The 22,039-nt window shown below is 46.2% G+C and carries 16 protein-coding genes and 1 riboswitch; of the genes, 3 read left to right on the forward strand and 13 right to left on the reverse strand.

The window, feature by feature from the left end; all coding sequences use genetic code 11:
• The first annotated feature begins 122 nt into the window (after positions 1-122).
• From htpX to ACZ5Q7_RS00605, 3 genes are all read left to right on the forward strand, one after another.
• On the forward strand, positions 123-1,040 hold the full coding sequence (gene htpX, locus ACZ5Q7_RS00595; protein ID WP_343754193.1) for a protease HtpX: 918 nt from the start codon (positions 123-125) through the stop codon (positions 1,038-1,040).
• Positions 1,041-1,128: 88 nt separating this feature from the next.
• The gene (locus ACZ5Q7_RS00600; RefSeq protein ID WP_343754195.1) at positions 1,129-2,583 is read left to right on the forward strand and encodes an aryl-sulfate sulfotransferase; all 1,455 of its coding nucleotides are present in this window, start codon (positions 1,129-1,131) and stop codon (positions 2,581-2,583) included.
• A gap of 36 nt (positions 2,584-2,619) precedes the next feature.
• A complete protein-coding gene (locus ACZ5Q7_RS00605; RefSeq protein WP_343754197.1) occupies positions 2,620-2,745 on the forward strand; it encodes a hypothetical protein in 126 nt (41 codons plus the stop codon).
• Between the two features lie 159 nt (positions 2,746-2,904).
• Here ACZ5Q7_RS00605 and ACZ5Q7_RS00610 read toward each other — a convergent pair whose 3' ends face one another.
• The 13 genes from ACZ5Q7_RS00610 to ACZ5Q7_RS00670 all read right to left on the reverse strand — a co-directional run bounded on the left by ACZ5Q7_RS00610 (position 2,905) and on the right by ACZ5Q7_RS00670 (position 21,544).
• Positions 2,905-3,642, reverse strand: a complete 738-nt coding sequence (locus ACZ5Q7_RS00610) for an IclR family transcriptional regulator (RefSeq protein ID WP_343754199.1) — start codon at positions 3,640-3,642, stop codon at positions 2,905-2,907.
• 251 nt (positions 3,643-3,893) lie between these two features.
• Complete coding sequence (locus ACZ5Q7_RS00615) at positions 3,894-5,456, reverse strand: BCCT family transporter (RefSeq protein ID WP_343754201.1); 1,563 nt, start codon at positions 5,454-5,456, stop codon at positions 3,894-3,896.
• Positions 5,457-5,801: 345 nt separating this feature from the next.
• Positions 5,802-7,265 carry an aldehyde dehydrogenase family protein gene (locus ACZ5Q7_RS00620; RefSeq protein ID WP_343754202.1) on the reverse strand — a complete coding sequence of 488 codons (1,464 nt, stop codon included), beginning with the start codon at positions 7,263-7,265 and terminating at the stop codon, positions 5,802-5,804.
• Positions 7,266-7,301: 36 nt separating this feature from the next.
• Positions 7,302-8,108: a DUF3726 domain-containing protein gene (locus ACZ5Q7_RS00625; protein ID WP_343754204.1), complete on the reverse strand. Its 807-nt coding sequence runs from the start codon at positions 8,106-8,108 to the stop codon at positions 7,302-7,304.
• Complete coding sequence (locus tag ACZ5Q7_RS00630; protein ID WP_343754206.1) at positions 8,090-9,109, reverse strand: membrane dipeptidase; 1,020 nt, start codon at positions 9,107-9,109, stop codon at positions 8,090-8,092. Before ACZ5Q7_RS00630 ends, ACZ5Q7_RS00625 begins: the two co-directional genes overlap by 19 nt.
• On the reverse strand, positions 9,106-10,821 hold the full coding sequence (locus ACZ5Q7_RS00635; RefSeq protein ID WP_343754208.1) for a hypothetical protein: 1,716 nt from the start codon (positions 10,819-10,821) through the stop codon (positions 9,106-9,108). Before ACZ5Q7_RS00635 ends, ACZ5Q7_RS00630 begins: the two co-directional genes overlap by 4 nt.
• 585 nt (positions 10,822-11,406) lie before the next feature.
• Entirely contained in the window at positions 11,407-12,813 is a 1,407-nt protein-coding gene (locus ACZ5Q7_RS00640; protein ID WP_464432720.1) for an IS4 family transposase, read from the reverse strand.
• 116 nt (positions 12,814-12,929) lie between these two features.
• Positions 12,930-13,994, reverse strand: coding sequence for a M24 family metallopeptidase (locus ACZ5Q7_RS00645; protein WP_343752551.1), 1,065 nt, complete (start codon positions 13,992-13,994; stop codon positions 12,930-12,932).
• An 18-nt stretch (positions 13,995-14,012) separates the two neighbouring features.
• Entirely contained in the window at positions 14,013-15,230 is a 1,218-nt protein-coding gene (dpaL, locus tag ACZ5Q7_RS00650; protein ID WP_343752552.1) for a diaminopropionate ammonia-lyase, read from the reverse strand.
• 294 nt (positions 15,231-15,524) lie between these two features.
• Positions 15,525-17,132, reverse strand: a complete 1,608-nt coding sequence (locus ACZ5Q7_RS00655; protein ID WP_343752553.1) for a sodium:solute symporter family protein — start codon at positions 17,130-17,132, stop codon at positions 15,525-15,527.
• A 126-nt stretch (positions 17,133-17,258) separates the two neighbouring features.
• A riboswitch (SAM riboswitch) is annotated at positions 17,259-17,361 on the reverse strand.
• 109 nt (positions 17,362-17,470) lie between these two features.
• On the reverse strand, positions 17,471-18,826 hold the full coding sequence (locus ACZ5Q7_RS00660) for an MFS transporter (RefSeq protein WP_343752554.1): 1,356 nt from the start codon (positions 18,824-18,826) through the stop codon (positions 17,471-17,473).
• Positions 18,827-19,352: 526 nt separating this feature from the next.
• The gene (locus ACZ5Q7_RS00665; RefSeq protein WP_343752555.1) at positions 19,353-20,309 is read right to left on the reverse strand and encodes an alpha/beta hydrolase; all 957 of its coding nucleotides are present in this window, start codon (positions 20,307-20,309) and stop codon (positions 19,353-19,355) included.
• A gap of 281 nt (positions 20,310-20,590) precedes the next feature.
• Entirely contained in the window at positions 20,591-21,544 is a 954-nt protein-coding gene (locus ACZ5Q7_RS00670) for a hydroxyacid dehydrogenase (RefSeq protein WP_343752556.1), read from the reverse strand.
• Between the last annotated feature and the right edge of the window lie 495 nt (positions 21,545-22,039).

Below are 22,039 nucleotides of genomic sequence, written 5' to 3' on the forward strand. Positions count from 1 at the left end.
CATGTATAATATAGAATGAGGGTAAGTTCGAATCATGCTTTTAAAACATAGACCGGATAATCCATTCGGCTAAAACGTTTCTTTATATCTTGCCTAAACAATAAACAACGAGGAGGAAACCAATGGCTAAACGAATTCTTTTATTTCTACTAACCAACATTCTCGTTTTAACCACCATTGTCATCGTGTGGTCGATTATTACATCGGTCACAGGAATCAGTGGTTCCTTTGAAAACGGCGCTGGCGGCCTGGAGGGCATTAATTACGGCACGCTGCTTTTATTCAGTCTGCTCGTCGGTTTTATTGGATCCTTTTTCTCACTGGCGATCTCACGCTGGATTGCCAAAAAAATGATGAACGTCAAAGTACTCGATCCAAATGCATCCCTTTCGCAACAGGAACGTGCTGTTGTCGACAAAGTGCATCGCTTATCCCGTGCTGCGGGACTTATGCATATGCCGGAAGTCGGGATTTACAAGTCAGGAGAGGTTAATGCGTTTGCGACCGGCCCGACGAAAAAACGGTCGCTTGTCGCCGTATCCAGTGGGTTATTGCAGCAATTGGATGATAACGCGACCGAAGGGGTTATCGCTCATGAGATCACCCACGTGGCCAACGGAGACATGGTGACGATGACGCTTCTGCAAGGCATTGTGAACACATTCGTCGTCTTTTTATCACGTGTGGCCGCCATTCTCGTGTCACGTCTGGTGCGCTCCGAGCTGGAGTTTGTTGTGCGTTTCGCTGCGGTCATTGTTTTCCAAATTCTCTTTTCCATACTGGGAAGCATCGTTGTCAGCGCATTTTCCCGATACCGGGAATACCGTGCCGACCATGGCGGTGCCGACTTGGCCGGCCGCGATAAAATGATTCACGCGCTTGAGTCGTTAAAATCCCGCACTGGGGTGGCTCAACTTAACAACCAGAACGATGATGCGGCTGTCCAGACTATGAAAATCAATGGAAAAAGCGCGCTTATCACGCTCTTTTCCTCGCATCCGGACATTGATGACCGCATTAAGCGTTTGGAACAAAAATAATTCTCGTGCCAGGCACCTGCCAAAAATAGGGTGCTTGTGCCTGGCATTTAACCTACAACAACACCGATACATTTAAGGAGGGGATATAATGGCCATTTCGCAGCGCAACACGCCAACTATGCATAAGCAGCTGCAAATAAGAAAACGATTAAAACGAACATTTAATCACCGGTCCCACACATTGGATAAACCGTTTGTCCAATTGAATCCATATCAGGTTGCGCCATTAACGGCACTCATTCAATTCACCACACCAAAGCCTGCGTCCATTACGCTAACCATTCATGGCGATACACCGATTGAAAAAACGTTCCCAGGCTATCATACCATTCACCGGATTCCAGTTATCGGGTTATACGCGAACAAGAAAAATCGGATTACCATTACATCCACCACCCATTCTGGGAAAACGAAAACGAACACCATTCGGTTAAAAACGCAATCATTGCCAAAAGACTTTTTGCGTGTCAATGTTAACAAAGCAGATACCGAAAGAATGGAAAACGGGCTCACGTTTATCGTGCCGAGCGCCCATTATCCGTTTGCTATTGATCACGAAGGAAACGTCCGCTGGTACAGCACGATCAATGTGCGACAACTTTTCAAGCCACTTGCGGGTGGAAATGTATTGATCTATGCCAAAACGAATAAAGAGACGAAACATAACCGTATCATGGAGATAGATTTCCTCGGTCAGATTTACAATACGCACACCATCTATTCCAAACCGAACATTCCAAAAACGGCAATTAATACGGATGCGGTGGAACTTTCCAACAACAACCTGCTTGTTACCACCCATGAAGAAACGGCCGATTCCGTGGCGGACAAACTGACCGAAGTCGACCGGGAAACAGGTCAACACGTACGCAGCCTTCATTATCAATCGCTCTTTCCGGGTACGTTGTCGCAAAACGGAGGTGACTGGCTGCATAACAATTCCATATGGATGGATGTGAATGACCATACCATTATCATGACAGCAAGACAGCAAGATATGGTCATGAAACACCGTTTTCCGGAAGGCGACATAAATTGGATTCTTGCCTCGCCTGAAAACTGGCCAGCGTCATGGGAAAACCATTTGTTGACACCGATAAGCGATTCTTTTAAATACCCGGGTGGACCTCATGCGGTTATGACACTTCCTGATCAGGACGGCAATCCGGAAACCATTGATATTTTGCTGTTTGACAACAATAAAGTCCTCATGCGGGGAGATCAGCACGTCAGTGAGACATTCAGCCGTGCCGTGCAATACCGCATCCATGAAACAAACAAAACGGTTGAAGAAGTGTGGACGTATGGAAACGAGCGGGGCGGAGCATTCTTTTCACCCATTGTGGGGGATGCGGATTGGCTGCCGGAAACAAACAACCGCCTGATTACGTCCGGCTATATCAAAACAGGCAACGGGCGATCGTCGAAAGTGGTCGAAGTAACCAATAACCAGCCGGGAGAAGAGGTGTTTGAAGCCACCATCTCCGGTTTTGCACCGGAAAGCAAACAACACGTATTCCGGGCGGCAAGACTGACCATTTAATCAGAAGAACGGACATGTGCACCAGGGGCACGTCGCATGAGTTGGACGAAAAAGCTGATGAGCCAACAGGACAGAGTTGGTCATTTTACTGACAACCCTATGTACCGTAAAAAAGCTGCCGGAATAATGAAACCAGCAGCTTTTTTAGTGGATTCGGCCTGAAAGACCATCTATCGGACGTGCCTGTTAATTCTAAGCAGGCTTTTGGACTTGAAAAGTACGTTGTCAGACTCAAATATCGCTCCTACCCTCGGGCTAGCTTCGATCGTTGACATCTCGTCCTGCCTGAGTCATCCTCATTCGATCACGCATCTGACACCACTATACCAGCGCGTTGGTTATCGCGGTCGTCGCATGAAGCAATGTCGGAATATGCTTTTCAACCATTTCATCGTTAAAGCGGAATGTCGGCCCCGAAACGGAAACAGCACCAACCACTTGCTGCTGCCGATCAAACACAGGTGCCGATAGCGCAGACACATTCGCATTGATTTCTTCGACGCTAATGGCATAACCGTGATCCCTTGTCGCCTGCAATTTTTGCGCCAATGCATCCCGTTCTTCCAGCGATACCCGTTCCAGCATACGTTGTTGCATGTCTTCCGATTGAAAAGCAAGAATCGCCCGACCTGTCGCACCAGCGTGGATCAGGTGCTGATTGCCTACCCCAACAGAGCGCCGTATCTCCTGCTGACTTTCGTATTCCATGACACATACACGTGTATTGCCGCTCGGTATATAAAACCCTGCTGTTTCTCCGGTCCTATTGCGTAAATGACTAAGCCACGGCTCAACAAGAGGAGCAAATGGCAAATCCGTTAACAATTTATTCGCATATTCCAAAAAAACAGCACCGAGAGAATACTGTTTGGATTGGGCATCCTGAAAAACAAACCCTTCCGTTTTCAAGGTTGTCAATAAGCGATGAACAATGGTAGGAGACAGGTCTAATGCATTGCTGATATAACTGACACTTTGCGGCCCGGGGGTATCCTTTAAATAATTTAATATACGAATCGCTCGCAATACTGTTGCAGAAACATCTGTTTTGGCTGTCATAGCATCCCCCCGTTTATTTTTTACAATTGTAACATAATAACATGACGCGTCTTCCCTATTAGAACGAATCTGGATTGGTAGCGTGTAGCGGCTCGTTTTATGCATGATAAAAGTAAGCAGCGCACAAGACTCCGATACAACCTTATGCACTGCTTATGCAAGAAATTTATTTACGTTTGATATACAGGACCGAATGCTTCCTGCTGAGCAATCATCATAAATGATTTAACACTACTATCGATCAGGCAGTGTTATGCCGCATAGTCCTCATCTTTTTTTGATTTGTCAATGCCTTGTTCCTTAGCCAGTATTTTGCACACATGTGGCGCCGTCCAAAACGTGGTCAACAGCAATAATGAAACCGGTACAGCTGTTACCACAATAAAGGATTGCAACGCACTGATACTGCTTTCGCCAATCGCTAATAAAACAGTCGCAACCATACCCATTAAAATCGCCCAGAAGACACGCAGATATCTTGACGGATGACCATGCCCGGAGATAGCCATGGAAATGGTCAGCGACATCGAGTCCGTTGTCGTAAGCACAAATACAATGGTTGCGATAAGGAACAGAATTCCTAGTATCGTACCAAATGGCAATTGCTGTGTAATAGCTACCATAGCTGCCGGTGCACCGTTACTGGATAACGCGTCCGAAACCGATCCCGGATTTGCCATTTCCTGAAAAATCCCAGTTCCGCCAACAACCGTAAACCAAATGGTTGTAACCACCGGTGCTATGACGGCAACCGCTGTTACGATTTCCCGTATAGTACGGCCTCGGGAAATGCGACCGACAAAGATGGCCATCATCGGTCCATAACCTAAAAACCATGCAAAGAAAAAGACCGTCCAACCACTCAGCCATGCTCCGTCACCGCGAAAAGTACTCATGGTAATGAAATTTTGCACATACATACCAAATGACTCCAGGTACGAATTAAATAGAAACAACCCAGGTCCCACGACCAATACAGTACCTACCAAAAATAAGGCTAAAATAACATTATAACGGCTCAGAAATTGAATACCTTTATGAATACCGGTTACGGCGGAAATAGCAGCAATAGCCACTAGAACAATAATGATCAATGATTGAACAAAGAATGTATTTGGAATATTAAACAGAGCATTAACACCGTAACCTGCCTGCAACCCTAAAAATCCAATCGGGCCAATCGTGCCTGCTGCAACCGATATAATCGAAAACGCATCGACAAATGTCCCAAGCGCACTATTCTTCATGATTTTATTCCCGAAAAACGGATATAACAAGGCTCTCGGTTTAAGAGGAGCCCCTTTGTGATAATGTGCATACATAAATACGAATGTTCCAAGTGTGCCGAGAATCGCCCATGCCAGAAATCCCCAATCAACAAAACTTGTTGCCAAAGCCGGTGTCACAGCTTTTTCAGATCCGGCAGAGATATCGCCAAAATGGGGTGGTACCGTCAGAAAATGATTAAGCGGTTCCGCGGCCGCCCAAAACACGCCTCCGCCGGCAAGCAATGTACACATGATGATAGACACCCATTTAAATGTACTCATTTCCGGTTTATCCAAATTCCCAAGCTTGATGCGCCCATATTTGGAAAAACCAAGATATAAAGCGATGAAAAACGTGCCAATCATAACCAACTGATAAACCGGTCCAAAATATTTTACCGAAAAGCTAAATGAGCTATTGACGACGTCGGTAATGAATTGTTGATTAATCAGGGCTGCCACAACAAAGATCAGCAACAACCCTCCACTAATCACTAGAACCGGCAAATCTACCGACTGTTTTTTATGTTGCTTTTCATTCTCCAATAACCTTCCTCCTCACTTAATTTTTAAGGCTGTATGAATCGTTAAATAAACGTTCACACAAATAACGATAGTCAGATAGATAACGTATAAATCCTAATTAAAGCGGTATGCCGTTTATCGGAATCATATACCGTTATTCTATGCAGAATAACTTAAATAAAAACCATTGTCAATATTTAATGTATAGCCACTTTTCTGACCATTTGGGATCCATACGACATTAGAGGGATCATTCATTTCGAAGAATGTCGTTGCTCGTTGATCGCTCCGACAACCTCTGTTTGGTAAAAAGCAGCGCACAAGACTCCGATACAGCCTTATGCACTGCTTATGCTAAAGAATCATTTACTTACTTTTGATATAGTGGGTTTTGTACTGGCAGTAAAAGTCCAGTGCTTCGCTGCCAAGTTCTTTAAAGGTTCCTGTACTTGATTGCTTATAACCGCCGAATGGGGCTTGGAAAAACGTACCCGTTGTTGTTAAGTTCACTTTGATAACGCCTGCTTCAATTTCGTCAAGCGCTTGGTTCATATATTCCAGATTTTTGGTGCATATAGCCGATGACAATCCATAATCCACGTTATTGGCAACCGCAATCGCTTCGTCTATATCGTTCACTTCAATGATATTGTTGACCGGACCGAATACTTCCTGCTGAGCAATCGTCATGGATGGCTTCACACCACTGATGACCGTTGGCTCGACGAAGTAACCGTGTTCTGTTTCTGGTGTGTCCGGCGCTTTTCCACCGGTTAAAATGGTGGCACCCTCGTCTCTTGCACTCTGAATTAAATCCAGGGTGGATTGTAGCTCGGACTGGTTAACTTGTGGTCCAATGTCGATGCCTTCTTCCAATCCATTTCCTATCTTCAATTCTTGGGTTCGCTTAACAAGCTTATCGGTGAATTCTTTCGCTATCTTTTCGTGAACGATGACCCGACCTGTTGCGGTACAAGCCTGTCCTGTCTGGCCATAAGCACCCGCTACGGCCAGCTGCACAGCTTGATCGACATCCGCATCATCCATCACAATCAGCGGATTTTTTCCACCCATTTCCAACAAGCAACGTTTCATGCCTTTCGCTGCTTCTTCGTAAATCGTTTTTCCAACAGAATTTGATCCTGTAAAGGTGACAGCTTTTACGGCCGGATGATGAACCATTTCCGGGACAAGCTTGCCTGGCGCCGTTACTTGGTTGACAACGCCTGCTGGTACACCGGCCCGTTGAACAATATCCATAAATTTCATCACGGTTAACGGTGTCTCAGATGAAGGCTTCAAGACCACTGTGTTCCCACTGGCGATGGCCGGTGCTGTTTTCCAGGCCGGAATCGACATTGGGAAGTTCCAAGGTGTGACAACGAGTACGACACCAAGTGGGTCGGGTTTTGTCTCGATTTGGACGTTCGGCATATCCGCTTCCTGCAATGTCCCTTTCAGGCGGCGGCATTCCCCGGCATAATACTTGACGATTCCCGCTGCATAGCCGACTTCTTTGGCTGCGTCATTGTAGGTTTTCCCTTCTTCCTGCACGATGGTTTTCGCAAGATCGTCTTTTTCTTCTTCCATTAATGCGGCGATTTTAAATAAATAGTCGCCACGTTGTGGAGCGGGCGTGTTCCTCCATGATTGAAATGTTTCTGAAGCTGTATCGATCGCCTGTTTGACGTCTTCGGAAGTAGACTGGCGAAACGATGAAACAACTTCCCTTGTATTGGCTGGATTTACCCCTTCTTTCAGTTCACCGGATGGTGTTACCCATTCCCCATTCACAAAATTTTTCAATGTTGTCGCTGTTTTTGTTGCCATGATACATCCTCCTTCAATTATGTTTATCTATATTATTTACTGAGCCATTTCGCCTGCACCGCGTTGTCTGGATGCCTCAGTTGCTTCAACAAGTGTTTGATCGCCGATGTCACCCAGTTCTTTCCACGCCTGATCATCCACTTCCAGACCGTTGTTATAATTTTTGTCAAAGGTTGCTTTTAATTTGGCGGATTCAGTTAAATGAATGGCCCCTTTTTTAGCTTCGTGTCTAAGATTTCGTATGCATGACGTAATTAAGTTCGTTTCGGTCGTGCATACAAGCCAGAAATCATCAGACTTCAAGTTGGTTGTTTCATACTGCCCAAGTTCCGCTGTCAGGCTATGCTGTACCATTTCCTCGGCGCTATTTCCTTCTGCAAAAACCGGATACGCAATCTCCGGGGTGGATAAAATCCACATCGGCTCGCCATTCTTTGTTTTGTAATTAATGAGACACCCCCTGTTTCGTGATGCAATGTAATGGGCGGGCTGTGCCAACAGATGCGACCTGGTCGTGTTTGTCATGTGCACACGGACTGTCTCCCTTGTTTCCGCCAGCGCGAGAGCATAGTCAGCCATTAATTTCCCGAGAATAATGGCGCTTTGTTTGTTGCCATCAAAACGAAACAGCCCATTATCATCTTCCAGAAGCAAATCCACACTTCTCATGCCCGGTGGGTACATATTTGGAATTTCCTGCTGCAATACGTGCATGCCTTTAAGACCAATAAATTCACTCCATGTGACTACTTCCGCTCCATCATCAGCACAGCCATAGGGAATGCCGCATGCACGGAACACCTTTTTACAATGGATAAATAATTCTACAAAGGATACACGCATTGTTCCGCCTCCTTTTCGGCTTTGAAACCATCCGTGAAGAAGCGCAACCAGTTTCCTCCCATCACTTTGTCTACCTCGTCGCTCGTCAGTCCTTTTTGCGACAACCCCTTCGCAATATTCGGGAAATCCGCCGGTGTCTTGAACCAGGACGGCCATTCCGGCCAAGACGGATTATCTTTGGATCCGGCGCCATAATCAATTTCATGTGTCCAACGGCCCATTCGCATCCAGTGCAGGAAGTCGATCGACATGTTCAACGTCAAATCAGTTCCCAAGCCGACCTGATCAATGCCCATAAAGTCAATGGTACGTACAATCATGTCGGAGAACTCATCAAGTGTTGTCTGCTGACCGTTGACCAAGTGCGGGTAGGCACACAAACCGAGAACACCACCATTATCCCGCAATGCCGCGAGCACCTCGGGGGATTTATTGCGTTTCGTCGGATAAATCCAATCCGGGTTCGCATGGGTAATAGCAACCGGTCTGGTTGAGGTATGGATAGCATCGAGCGACGTCTGCTCACCAACGTGGGAAAGATCAACGACCATGCCCACCCGATTCATCTCCTCAACGACGAGCTTACCGTAACGCGAAAGACCAACATCGCGTGCTTCATAGCAACTGCTCCCGACAAGGTTTTGATTGTTATAGGTTAGTTGCATCACTTTAATGCCAAGCTGATTAAACACCGAAACGAGAGACAGTTCATCTTCCAGAGCTGACGTGTTTTGCGTACCGAGAACGACACCAATTTTCCCTTCTTTTTTTGCTTGCAAAATGTCATCACCATGATGAACCTGCATCACCAAATCGTCGTTTTCTTTGAAAAATTTATGCCACGCTCCTACTTTACTAAGCGTTTCCCGGGCATTTTCCCATAAACCGCAACACGCATGAACACAGGTGACACCACCTTGTTGCAGTAAATGCAGGAAGTCGCGGTCCCAGTTGCTTAACTCCAATGCATCGATAACGATTTGTTCGTGTTGATAACTCATGATTTATCTCCCTCCATCGTAGGTAAGTGTGGGAAAACCCAGTTATCCGGGAATGTCTCCCCGATTTCTTCGACAAGTGGTGCTCCTTGAAACAAGGTAATGCGCACCCAGCGGTTGGATTTCGGATTAAACCGCTCAGCTCCGAAAAACGATAGCTTGCATCGTAATAGGTGAAGCGGCATGAAATCTTTGCTCAATAGGTTTGCCTGGATTTCCCCGTACTCATATCCGTCAAGTGATTGAATGCGCTGGATAATTCCTTTATAGCGCGGATGTCTTAAAATGAACGTGGCAACCATCTCGGTCGGCGGTGCATGTTGTATCATTTTATAGAGCCCCTGCACTTGTTCGGCAATATTCATAGGCATTTCCAGATCTTCGCCCGGTTCTTCGCCGCGTACGCCTAAACGTGGTTCCTCTTTTTCCTCCGAACGATACCAGAAGTAATATTTTTCATCTGGATCGGTGAAATTGTACTGGAACGCCCATTGGTACTGCCGGTTAATCAGGTCTGTCAATTCCTGAATGGTCATGCGGGGTACGATTTGATACGTCTCCTCCACGTTCATGCATTCCTCAAGGTCAATGACATGATCGGCGTATATTTCAAGCAGGACAGTATGCAATAATTCCTGCATCTCAATCGAAACCGTTTCAACGGCTGTTTCGGATAATCCTTCCCATACATCGGTCACTGGAAGGCCGGCAAACGTGCCAATCTCCAAATATTCCAACACACGCTGTTTAAGAAAGCGGCTTTGCTCAGCTAATTTTTCCGGTTTGACATATATTTGTCTGTCGATTAACCGGGACTCATCGAAATAGTTGGCAACACGGTCCAGCCAATGAATCAGCAGCATCAAATCATCCTGCGACGGTTTGATATCCTTCACTCTGGCAATCGCCTTCTCTCGCACATAGATCCACTGATGGATCAACCGGGGGTGAGATATGAGAAACGGTGCCATCCCAAGACCTGTCGCATTGCCGGTTCCGATAAAACGTTTCACTTCCGGATCAAGTGAAACAGCTTCCGGTTGTTGCCGCTTGGCAATATGCTCAACCAAATCAAAGCTGAAATGACGTAGCATATACACGGCAAACATTTGCGCCTGAAACGGACCATTGAATGGGTGTTTTTCCTTCAATTTTTCATACGGGGCGATCCCGAATTTTCCGTTGCCATAAACCGCTGTCGTCCGCAGCAAATACCCAACCTCATTCAGGACTTTCGGATCCGGTTGTTCTCCAGCTGTTAAACAATCGATCACATAATCAAAGATACGATTGCTCTTGTTCGCCCGTGACCAGACGAGGTCAGAGGCTTCTCCGCGTCCGGCTTCTTGTTTTGGCAAATTGGTTTTCATTCGGTTCAATTTCTCTTCTGATATGGTGCCTTCACTTAGAGCAAACGTCACATCCCATTGTTTCGAAATGACGCGGTCGCTTCGTTCCTCATCACTGATATTGGATGAAATGGTCAGAAATGAAAACTCGTGTGTCGGTGTTTGAATACGGTAAATCGCGTGACCGTGCCCGTCATCATCCAATTCAAACGCGGTGCACTGAATGGTCCAATTTTCCCGCATCATATGCCGCATCAGAATGCGCAAAAAACTTAAGCTGGTTAGTCGGAATGCCCCAATGCGTTCCAGTTTCATCACTTCTGAAGCCGGGCGTAATGGATGCTCAATATTCTCTACCGCCATCATGCTGTTCACCTCCCAGAAATCCCCTTAAGACTGGCAATCTATTATCGAATCACTGTTAATCAGGCCATGTCATGCCGAAAAAGTCTTCATCTTATTTCCACTTTTCAATTCCCATTCGTTTGATTTGTAATAAATCGTTAAGTAAACGTTTACACAAATAACGATAATAAAACGGAAAACAAATGAACCTAGGAAATAAACATGTTATACCGTTTATCGGAATCCTATACCGTTATTTGTCTTTATCATAAATTAAATAAGGACCATTGTCAATATTTTATTTACCATTAATTTTCTGATTTTTTAAATTCCATGTTACATAACAAAAGCCGCCAGTTTGGTGAAACCGGCAGCTTTTCAGAAGGATCATTCATTTTGGAGAATCGGCATCGAGCGTTATACCGAATGCAGCGCTCTGCTTCCGCCGGACAGGAGTTCACAGCCATCGTCGGTTATAGCTAAATCCTCCTCCAGTGTGAACACACCTAATTCGTTAATCACCCCAGGTTCCAAATTAATAACTCAACTTTCGCACCGCAGAATGAGCCTGTAACCCTTGATATGCCTTGATCTAAACCAAACTGACTATGCTGCTTGTGCGTTAAATTCCTCATTGCCAAGAAATGTTTTCTTTAAAAATTGCGGGAGGTTATCAAATAGCTCATCGATGATGGATTTGACTTTTTCTTCTGAAAGCACTGGTTCATTTGAAAGTGTTGACTTTAACGCATCTATGATCATCATGAACGCTTGGGCAAACCGAATGTCTTCCATTTCATCGCAGCACAAATAGAAGAGCTGTCCAATCGTTTTTGGATCTTTCTCTTCACGGGAGCTTATCGCAAGCATGATATAGCGTGTGAAGACGATTGTCGTATGGGCTACGAGCGCATCATAATGACGTGACTGGCATTCTTTCGCTAAACGTAGATGGGATTTGGCGACCTTGAAAAAGCACTCGATATCCCAACGCTTCCCATAAAGGCGAACAACTTCTTCTTCCGGCAAATCCAGATTTGTAGAAAGAAGCGCCAACCATTGTTTAGAGCGGTTTCGATCCCGTACAAAAACAATACGGGCTTGTATATCCTTACCATTGTCATCTAATCCCAGGCTGACAACAACAGAAGCAAGAATCTTAGCACGTCCCCGTTTTTTTCGCACTTTTTTATAGAGTTGGTTCAAGGTATATTTCTCGCCTTCGTAGGTGTAGTAAACCCGATGCATGCTTTTGAGCATACAGATGACATGAAGAGGATAGTCAGAAACAACGCGCTTAATCACTTTAGGAAAGGCAAACCAACTGTCAAACAACAAGGTTCTGGCACAAAGCTGTAACGGATTAACGTCATCCAAGAGATCAAACATCGCTTCAGTTGATTTTTGCAGGGCTTCCTGACGTCGCTTGTAGCCAACCGTGCGCTTGTCAATTTTGGAGTTTATCTCCTGAAACCGGTTCTTGCGCTGTTTGGAGCTTAATAACGAGAAAGCCAATGGAATGAACGTATTCCCATCTGACCAGCCAAGTGTAAGCATTCGAAACCCTTTGACAAACTGCCCTGTGGTATGGTCATGCACACGAGCAAGCAGTTCGACGGTCTTACTGCGAGCACGGCTGTATAAAGAATCATCGAAAATAAGGACGCGTTCACGGTCACTTGAGACCAGAGACAACAGGCTGGTTACAATCACATTCCTGCTCAACAACACAAGAAACTTTCGCCAGTTGTATCTGGGATTGTTGAGAAAACGGTGGACTGCATCTTTTCTTGGAGCATCTGAAACACGGTCCGAATCAAGAATTCGAAAAAGGTTCTTGCCGTGCAGGACAAGCGAAAAAATAAACTGGAGAAGGAACACGGGAGAAAATCCATCTTCTTTTCGAATGTTCGCCTGATTAAGCAGTGACCCCAGTTTATTTTCCTTGAAAAAGCGTGAAATATAAGAATTAGCCTCGTTTTTTGGTTCAGAATTTGGTAAAATAGTAGCCATAAATACATCCCTTTCTGGTTTTAGTTGTGGTGACTATATTTTACCAAATTGGGATGTATTTTTGTGTGATTTTTTAATATTGTTTTCCGGATTAGCTCAGTCATATCAAGGAATTATTAGCGTTTTTTAGATGCGAAAGTTGAGTTAATAATCATACCAGATTCCAAAATCGTATCATCATCGAGTGTAATCGACGGCGGCTCCGTGCTCATGAGGCCCATCCCATGCCCTAGCCGGCCGCATTCAAAATTAGCACGAAAGCCGGCCCGCTCCATTTCTTTGTTACACGCGTTCGCCACTTCCGCTGCCGGAATACCCGGACGCATGATCTCCGCTGTGCGCATCGTAACGTCGTGGATTTTTTGCTGATATTCTTGACGCTTTCCGCTTACCGCTCCTACAACCCCTGTACGGCAAAAATCGGACCAGTACCGATGATATCGTGCCCCGGCATCCACAAAGACAAAATCACCATCTCTGAGAACGCGATCGGTGGCTGTTTTACTTATGCGGTCGTAGTTGCCTTCGCCTGAGGTTATAATGACAAACCCGGGGTAATCCGCTCCCCCTTCAAGCATAAAGGTTTGCATCATCCGGGACACATCCCATTCGGTCATCCCTTCTTCCATCGCGGCAAAGGTTTTATCCAGTGCGTAACTGGTGGCCTCGCAAGCTTTTCGTATACACGCGACTTCTTTCGATGATTTAATCATACGCTGGCTCCAAATTAATGACGAAGCATCGGCAAAGGTGACGTTAGAGACATGAGCTTGCAATGCTTCATAACGACTCACTTCAAATCCAATCCGTTGTTCGTAGCCTTTTTCCAAGCCTATGGTTCCGGTAGTCATTCCGAGTTGGTGCATCACGTCTTCTATTTGCGCTGCGGTTGGTCCGTACAGGCTATCAAAACGACGCACGTCGCAGCCTTTCGCAATCACGTCAGCATCCGGGGCGTGAAAGACATGCACATACAAGACCGGTTTGCCTTGACGCGGAATGAAGAGAAAGGCAGGCCGGCTAAAGGTGCTCCACGGTGCATGGGTGAAAAAATGACTGTAATAATTCAGATTGCTTTCAGATGAAAGAATGAGACCCTGAAACCCGTGGTCATCTATCTTTTGCTGACATATGGCTACTCTTCCCCGGATATCTTCCTCAGTAAATATATAATGCGTCATGCCATCATCCCTTTCGCTTCATTGGTTGGCCACTGGATACATCCCTTTCCATACAATGTCGCGATAATGGTGCTGATCCGTATCGCCTTCTGTATTAATAACGAGCACGCGGGCCTGTTCATCAAGACCGATGGCTGCACACGCTTCTGTTTCAGGAAACGAACGAAGGTAATGCACGAGTCCCAACGGCGCCGCTCCCGATTCACCGGCCACAATGCGTGGATCGTCGCCGAGTGGATTACCGAGCACACGCATACCCAGCGCTGCAATGCTGTCGGAACAGGAAAAGGACGCTGATGCATACTGACGGAGGATTGGAAAAGCCCGGTTGTTCGGTTCGCCGCAAGCCAACCCCGCCATGATCGTATCCATATCGCCAGTTACCGCCGTCATCTCCCCCGAAACGAAGGACCGGTAATAACAATCCGCCTGGTCCGGTTCCACCACAATGATTTGCGGTGCACGCGCCCCGTAATGCGCTTGCAAATACGCAGCGATCGCCCCGGCAAACGACCCGACACCAGCCTGCAGAAACACATGCGTCGGTGCTTGGTCCTGCTCCTTGTTCAGTTCGTCGATGATTTCCTGTGCGATCGCCGCATAGCCTTGCATAATCCAGAGCGGAATATCCTCATAGCCTTCCCATGCCGTATCCTGTACCATCACCCAATCATTTTCCTCGGCCATCGCCGCAGACATCCGGACAGTGTCATCATAATTTTTATCAGTTATTTCCGCGAACGCACCTTCGTTCCGGATAGCATGAAGCCTTTCAGGAAGCGAGCCCTTCGGCATGTAAACAACCGCTCGCTGCCCCAATTCCCGAGCAGCCCAAGCGACGCCCCGACCATGATTGCCATCGGTTGCGGTAATAAACGTGAGGTTGCCCATTTGCTCCCGAACCTCAGCAGACTGCCATTCAGCAAATGACAAATCGTTGACGTTTCGATTCAGCCTTTCAGCTAAGATTTTAGCAATCGCATAAATGCCCCCCATCACTTTAAAGGCATTTAATCCGAAGCGATAAGACTCATCTTTGACTCTTATGTCGCTGATCTGTAAGTGCTGTGCTAAGTTGGGCAGACGTTGTAATGGTGTGTTCGTATAGGATGGATGCGTCCGTTGAAATCGCAGCACATCCTGTATATCCGTTTCGGTAAAATAAGCTAATTCGTTGTCATTGAATTCAGCATTATAATGATCGTTTCTCACCCATTGAATATTGGATCGCTCCATTCCATTCCCTCCCGTTACAGTATAGTGGTCATATCTGTTATATGTAATGTACCACGTTGCGCATGCTTGTCAATAAGTATTTTGAATATTTTTAAATTTTTAATTCAGTCAGTTCACGGGATATTTCAATCGTATGAGGTATTAATTCGGTCAGTTTTGAACTCGGATCCGGTCACTTTCCACCCAAATTCGGTCACTTGGGATGATTATTCAGTTATCGTCGATGACGACGCTATCGTTCGAGTCACGACTTGAACGATAGCGTCAAATCATCCACGGTTATCCGCTAACCAGTTATGCGCCTTTTTCCCTGATCCTCTGTTTTTCCTCCACTGGACGGATAAATCGAATAACGGTGATAAAGAAACAAAGAATCGCTGCAAATAGAAATAGACCGAACAGACCGTTTTGATAAAGCGGAGAGAAATATATACCATTAATGACCGCACACACGATTCCTCCCGTTAAACCAATGTACGCCAGACGGTCTTTTTTACGCATAAACCAGTTTGCTTGCCGGTCCAACAAGGTAACCACGGTAATGCTGACGACATTCACGGAGCTTCCAATCCAAACGGGGTGGATATGCAAGAAGAACGCATTCGGATCCCAGTCACCCAGATAGTACCATAGCAACCCACTGCTAAATCCTGTGACTAATGCCACCGCGACGGCGCGTTTGGTAACGACAGGCCAGAACAAGGCTGCGATAACCGGCGCAAACGTGGCACTGTTGCGGATTGTCCAGGCGAGTACGTTCCACCACGCTGATTGTTCCGTGCGCATTAAGCCAAATGCAATCATCAGGACCGTTAAAAGCAGCAATGAGATTTTCGTATAGGTGATCAGCTGATTCTCTGTTGCCGCTGGTTTGATCGAACGGCTCACATCACGACCGAGGCTGGTCGCCCCGGAAAACTGACATGGTCCGCCCCATCCCAGGGCACATGCCCATACACCGAGGAAAAACAAGCCAACTAACGGCGCTGGTAGCACGTCCATTAAATACCGGGGAATGGCAATCAAACCTGTTTGGGCCTGAGGAATGGTGACGCTGGCTGATACACCAAATAACACACCACCGATGATGAATGGGATAGCCATGAACCCGGCCATAATCAATCCCTTTTGCCCCTCTTCCGGTGTCCGGGACGACAACGCCATCTGAAAAGCAGCCTGGGCAAGAATAACGTTGACAAGAAAGGTTCCGAACCAGGCAACAATCACCTGCAACCCCACGTTATCAAATGTGAACATAGCCGGTTGTTCGTCAGCAAACGCAACCAAACCGTCGATCCCTGGATGAATGAAAAAGGCAATCACCCCAATGACGACCATCACTGCAAATAAAATCATGTTCATCGACTGTGTAAAAGCCAGCGACCACATCCCGCCTGCCTGCAAATAAACGAACAGCAATATCGCCGTAAACGCAACCGAAAGAGCAAGCGAGATTCCCGTGAACACGTGCAGAGCTGAGGCAAATGCAATGGCCGTAGCAACCGACCACATCGGAAAAGCAAACGCCGTAATCGCCCCTGCGGCTCCTTTAGCCAAACGCCCATAAGTATCACCAATCAGGCCGGACACGGTAACCAGCATCTTTTTCCGGAATGGGCGAATGATCAAAAACGCAATAATAAAAATTTGCATCATTTCGGCAACCCCATACCATACAGCCGATAGGCCGCTTAAATACGACAACTCCAAAATAGAAATATAGGTGGACCCGGAAAACAATCCCGTTATGCAAAAAGCCACAATCCATTTATTAAATGTGCGATTGCCGACAAAATAGCTATCTTGATTGGACAGGCGTCGCTTCGCTATTTGCCCGGCGATAATCAAAGCAATCGTATACCCAACGGCCAGAATAATCATCCATACACCATACGCTGTCATTTTACTCAACTCCTTCTAAACAGATTTGTTTACTTATGATTGATTAAAAAAAGTTCATATTAAAATTGAAAATAAAAAAGCCCCCTTCCGACTATAAGAAGAGGACTGATACAGCTATGGTTCCTCTTCTCATCTGTCAGACATACGTCTGTTGGAGTTGGCACAGTACTCAAACGAGCCCGCTGCCGAGGTTTCACAGGGCCAATCCCTCCACCTCTCTGGATAAGAAGTTCGTTTATTCAAATGTTATACGGTATAATTTACAATGTTTTGACGATGGAGTCAATAGTAACATCACGTTTTTCTTTTATAACGACCCGAGCGGATACCTCGTCTCATTACTTACTTGACCGCAGCCTATTCCGCGCTGGCAGTTTTATCGCCAATAAAACAATCACCAAACAAAAAACAAAACAAATCAATGCTACCAAATGAAGATGAGCTGTATCCATATACGCGTTAAATGCAAGACCCAACAGACTGGATGACAAAATGGCCCCCATATACCGGCTTGTCTGATACAGACCGGATGCTGAACCGGTCTCTTCCGGATCCACATTGTCGTAAAGGGTTGTTTGCGTTGAAATATTATTAAACCCTTGACTCATGCCCAAAACTGACATAATAACCATCAACCATGCTAAAGGGGATGCTTCATGGTATGTTAATAGCAAACCGGTGCCGGTCAGTAACAGGGATGCACCGATCACAAGCGGCAGTTTGGAGCCAAATTGATCAATAAGCCGTCCAGCAATCGGCGCCGTCACGACCCCAAACCCTGCAAGCGTCAGCATAATCAAGCCTGTGTGCTGCTCGCTGTAACCACGCACCTGCTGCAAATACGTCGGAAACCCGAAAAAATAACAATAATATACGACATTGATACTCATAAACTGAATATAAACGAACAAGGCATTGCGGTTTTTCACCAATCCTTGCAAATCAATAAAAGGCTCATCCTGCTTGCGTTCATAACCAATAAAGGCGGCTGCTCCCAACAAAAATAGTGCAAAGGCCCACCAGCGAACACTGGTTTCCAGCGATAAAATAAACAAAATCAAACCGACCATGGCACTCATGAACAGGACAATACCGAGAAAATCTATCCGACTTAATTCGAATGTTCCCTGGCTGGCATTCGGCAGTATAAACTGGGCCAACGTAAACGATAGAATAATAAAAGGAAAATTAATCAAAAAAATGGATGGCCAATCCCATGCCGCAATCAGAAAACCGCCAATGGACGGGCCAAATGCAGCTGATGTCGTTGAGAACACCGACAATGTGGCCAACGCTCGTCCTTGTTTTTGGGTAATATAGGAGCGGACGATGCTCATACCGCTTGGAAATAGCGTCGAACTGCCAACGGCCTGCAACGCCCGGCACCCCAAAAGAAAAGGGAAATTGGGTGAAAATGGGGCCAGAACAGACGCTCCTGCCACTAATAGAAGACCGGCCATGAATAGGCGCTTTGCCCCGAACATGTCACTAAGTTTTCCCATGACAGGCTGACCGGCGGCACTTGCTAAATAAAATATGGAAATAAGCCATGACGCGTCCGCAAACGTTAAGGAAAACGTCTCCTGCAACCTCGTCAATGCAACGGATATCATGGATGAATTCAATGGATTAAGCAACGTGCCCAGACCAATGGTTAAAACGAGCAACCAGGGGTTACGTATGTGTATTGTCATCTTTATCCCTCAATATATGTCATACAATCTATTTAAATTCTTGCTACGTTATTATCATCGGTTACTATCTATTCTCTCAAATATATTCAACAGCGTCACTAATAGTGAATGATGACTATTTTTAGGTGACCGTTAATTTTCGGTAGTTGCCGAAAATCGTTTATTGGATATGGGAAAAGCTGTCGCTCGAGTAGGGAGCCGCCCTGAGCTGAGCGAGTTTTACCGCGGATTGCGCGACTTCGGGCCATTACTGTGCGAGTTGCATCCTGAGCTGCGCGAGTTTTGCCGCGGATTGCGCGACATCGGGGCTGGACTGCGCAAGTTGCGCTTCGGACTGCGCGACATTTCTAATTATTGCGCGACTTCAGCGCTAAGTTGCGCGGCCTCTGTCCTGAGTTGCGGTGAGTTGATTGAAGGCCGTTGATTTTCGGCTACGTCCGACAATCGTCTATTCGGTATGCTCGAGTGGCAGCGTTTGTCGTTCTTATAATCTATCTGCCTCCCACGCACACCAAAAAACCGGACACTACTTATTTAGTGCCCGGTCGACAAACGCACCCACGCGTTTCTTAAATAGTTTTGTTTTCATGTCAAATGCTTCCTTATGTTCGGCGTCAGGGATGATCCATAGAGATTTGTCCCCGCTGGCGGCATCATATATTTCCTTCGCCATATCGGTCGGGACCAGCTCATCGCTGCCACCGTGAATAATCATTAATGGACGGGTGTTCTGCTTCACCTGTTCCACAGCAGAGCCTTCACCCAGCATATAACCGGCTCGCACGTTGGTAATGAGGCTCGTGACATCCAATAATGGAAACGACGGCAAGCTATACAAGTGATTTAACTGGTGGGCCAGTTCAGCCTTAACAGTCGTGTAGCCACTATCGGCAACGATGCCTTTCACCTCGTCGGGAAGCTCTTCCCCACTTGCCATCAATACCGTCGCCGCTCCCATTGAGTTGCCGTGCAATATAATGTCGTCAGTGTTGTATTCAGTAATCATCCGATCGATCCAATCGATATAATCCAGCCGATCATGCCAGCCATACCCAATATAGTCGCCGTCACTGTCACCGTGCCCCCGTGCATCGGGCAGTAAAATGGAGAATCCCTTGTCATAGTAAAATTTCGCAAGGTCCCCCATCGCATCGCCCGTTTTCCGGAAGCCATGTGCGAGAATAGCAGTCTTGTCGCTCGCTTTTTCGTTCTTTATGTATTTGGCTTGTAGTGTTAGATCGTCAAACGACGTTAAGGTCAACGTTTGCTTGTCTTGATTTTCATACCAATTCTTAGCCTTGTTCAAAGGCTGTTTATTTCCTGAAACCGGGGACGTGTTGACTTCCTCAGTCGATCCCCGGTGAAGCTCGACATCCGTGCCGCGCTTAATTCCTTTTCCGTAAAAATAATTACCCGCAAACAACAAGCCGACCAGCAATACAACAATGACACTTGATGCCGTAATTAGTAACGTTTTCTTCATGAACGAATCCTCCGCTGGAATGGCTTCTGAGTTTATCGACCGGGTCGAGACAAATATCAACCAGATTTCGAGTTTATCAACCAGATCGTGGCAGATATCAACCAGATTTCGAATTTATCAACCGGGTCGAGACGGATATCAACCAGTTTTCGAGTTTATCAACCGGATCGTGGCGGGTATCAACCAGATTTCGAATTTATCAACCGGATCGTGGCAGATATCAACCAGATTTCGAGTTTATCAACCGGATCAGTATAGTCGTGACAGACGTCCCCTGTTTGTCACACGACGGCGCAAATTGATCTTCCACCATGAAGCACTCGATCAACTTCCTGGGCAACCAGCATGGCTGTACGGGACTGTGCTTCATCGGTCAAACCGGCGATATGCGGGGACAACCGGATCGATTCAACTTGTGCCAACGGTGAATCGGCCTCAACAGGTTCTTTTTCAAGCACATCAAGATAGGCGCCGGCAATGTCCCCTGATTCCACAGCGTCAACCAAATCCCGCTCGTGAACGATACCGCCTCTGGCTGAATTAATCACGTAAGCATGCGGCTTCATCAGTGAAAACTTATCTTTATTCATCATATGTTTGGTATCGTTGGTGAGCGGGACATGAATAGAGATAAAATCCGACTCACCAAGCAATTCATCAAGCGTGTTCGCAGCCCTCACCCCGGTCTCGGCCAGTATATGATCAAACGGCGCAACAAACGGGTCATAGCCAATGACATCCATACCAAATGCTTTGGCTCTTCTCGCTGTACGATTGGAAATTTCACCCATACCGACAAGCCCGAGTGTCCGTTGATTCAATTCATAGCCCGTAAAAAATTTGCGGTCCCAACTACCACGGCGCACGTCCGCATCAGCATCTGAGAGTGGACGGGACGCATCCAGCATGGCCGCCATCACATATTCCGCAACAGACGTGGCATTCGCATTTTTAGCAGAAATGACCGGAATATGCCGTTCCTTTGCCGCTTTCAAGTCAATGTTATCCAGCCCGACCCCGAGCCGTCCAATGACTCTCGCGTTTGTCGCGGCATCCAGCAATTCGGAATCGACCCGCGTTTCATTTCGGACGATCAAGGCATCATAATTCGGCACGAGCTCCAACAGTTCTTCCCGTTTCCGACTAAGCTCCATATCATAATCGACGGCGTATCCAAGTCGTCTAAGCTCGGCCAAACCGTCTTCCCACATCAGCTCGGTTACAAGAATTTTCATAAGCTTTCACTCCCCCGTCATAGTGATCATCCGGTCTTTTTAATCGATTCTTTATTAAACGTATGCAATGGGCGTATAAGGAATGCTTACCGTGAATGATTGGTTATCAATCGAACGTATTTTTTAGCAATTCCCATCTTTTACCTTCCTTCGTGATCATTCGCTATTACCAGTATATATCCGTTTTGTTAATATACAAAACATTATGACTTTAACCTTCATGTTTATAATGACATGGTACGAGTTCTCTTTAATCCACCCATGCCGGTGTCGAAGCGCTGTACGAAGGGAGACTCTGTTTGCTAAACGTTACAGAAATAAAACGGTTAACTAATGGTCAAATTCCGGGAGCGCTATTTGATCATCCTCCCATAGGCATATTTCTTCCGGCAAAGGCATATAATTCATCGTCTTATATGCTCGACTTTTCCCGGAAATTCAGAATGCGGATAGTTTAATAGACAAGCTAACAGGGTAAAACGTTCTAGGCCTTTT

The sequence above is a fragment of the Lentibacillus halophilus genome (assembly GCF_055395055.1).

Bases quoted from the DNA above. Each gene is read 5' to 3' on its own strand.
- ACZ5Q7_RS00600 (WP_343754195.1), top strand. From the start codon at position 1,129: ATGGCCATTTCGCAGCGCAACACGCCAACTATGCATAAGCAGCTGCAA.
- ACZ5Q7_RS00625 (WP_343754204.1), bottom strand. From the start codon at position 8,108: ATGCGTGTATCCTTTGTAGAATTATTTATCCATTGTAAAAAGGTGTTC.
- ACZ5Q7_RS00640 (WP_464432720.1), bottom strand. From the start codon at position 12,813: ATGGCTACTATTTTACCAAATTCTGAACCAAAAAACGAGGCTAATTCT.
- ACZ5Q7_RS00630 (WP_343754206.1), bottom strand. From the start codon at position 9,109: ATGAGTTATCAACACGAACAAATCGTTATCGATGCATTGGAGTTAAGC.
- ACZ5Q7_RS00620 (WP_343754202.1), bottom strand. From the start codon at position 7,265: ATGGCAACAAAAACAGCGACAACATTGAAAAATTTTGTGAATGGGGAA.
- ACZ5Q7_RS00665 (WP_343752555.1), bottom strand. From the start codon at position 20,309: ATGAAGAAAACGTTACTAATTACGGCATCAAGTGTCATTGTTGTATTG.
- htpX (WP_343754193.1), top strand. From the start codon at position 123: ATGGCTAAACGAATTCTTTTATTTCTACTAACCAACATTCTCGTTTTA.
- ACZ5Q7_RS00635 (WP_343754208.1), bottom strand. From the start codon at position 10,821: ATGATGGCGGTAGAGAATATTGAGCATCCATTACGCCCGGCTTCAGAA.
- ACZ5Q7_RS00605 (WP_343754197.1), top strand. From the start codon at position 2,620: ATGAGTTGGACGAAAAAGCTGATGAGCCAACAGGACAGAGTTGGTCAT.
- ACZ5Q7_RS00670 (WP_343752556.1), bottom strand. From the start codon at position 21,544: ATGAAAATTCTTGTAACCGAGCTGATGTGGGAAGACGGTTTGGCCGAG.
- ACZ5Q7_RS00660 (WP_343752554.1), bottom strand. From the start codon at position 18,826: ATGACAATACACATACGTAACCCCTGGTTGCTCGTTTTAACCATTGGT.
- ACZ5Q7_RS00610 (WP_343754199.1), bottom strand. From the start codon at position 3,642: ATGACAGCCAAAACAGATGTTTCTGCAACAGTATTGCGAGCGATTCGT.
- dpaL (WP_343752552.1), bottom strand. From the start codon at position 15,230: ATGGAGCGATCCAATATTCAATGGGTGAGAAACGATCATTATAATGCT.
- ACZ5Q7_RS00645 (WP_343752551.1), bottom strand. From the start codon at position 13,994: ATGACGCATTATATATTTACTGAGGAAGATATCCGGGGAAGAGTAGCC.
- ACZ5Q7_RS00655 (WP_343752553.1), bottom strand. From the start codon at position 17,132: ATGACAGCGTATGGTGTATGGATGATTATTCTGGCCGTTGGGTATACG.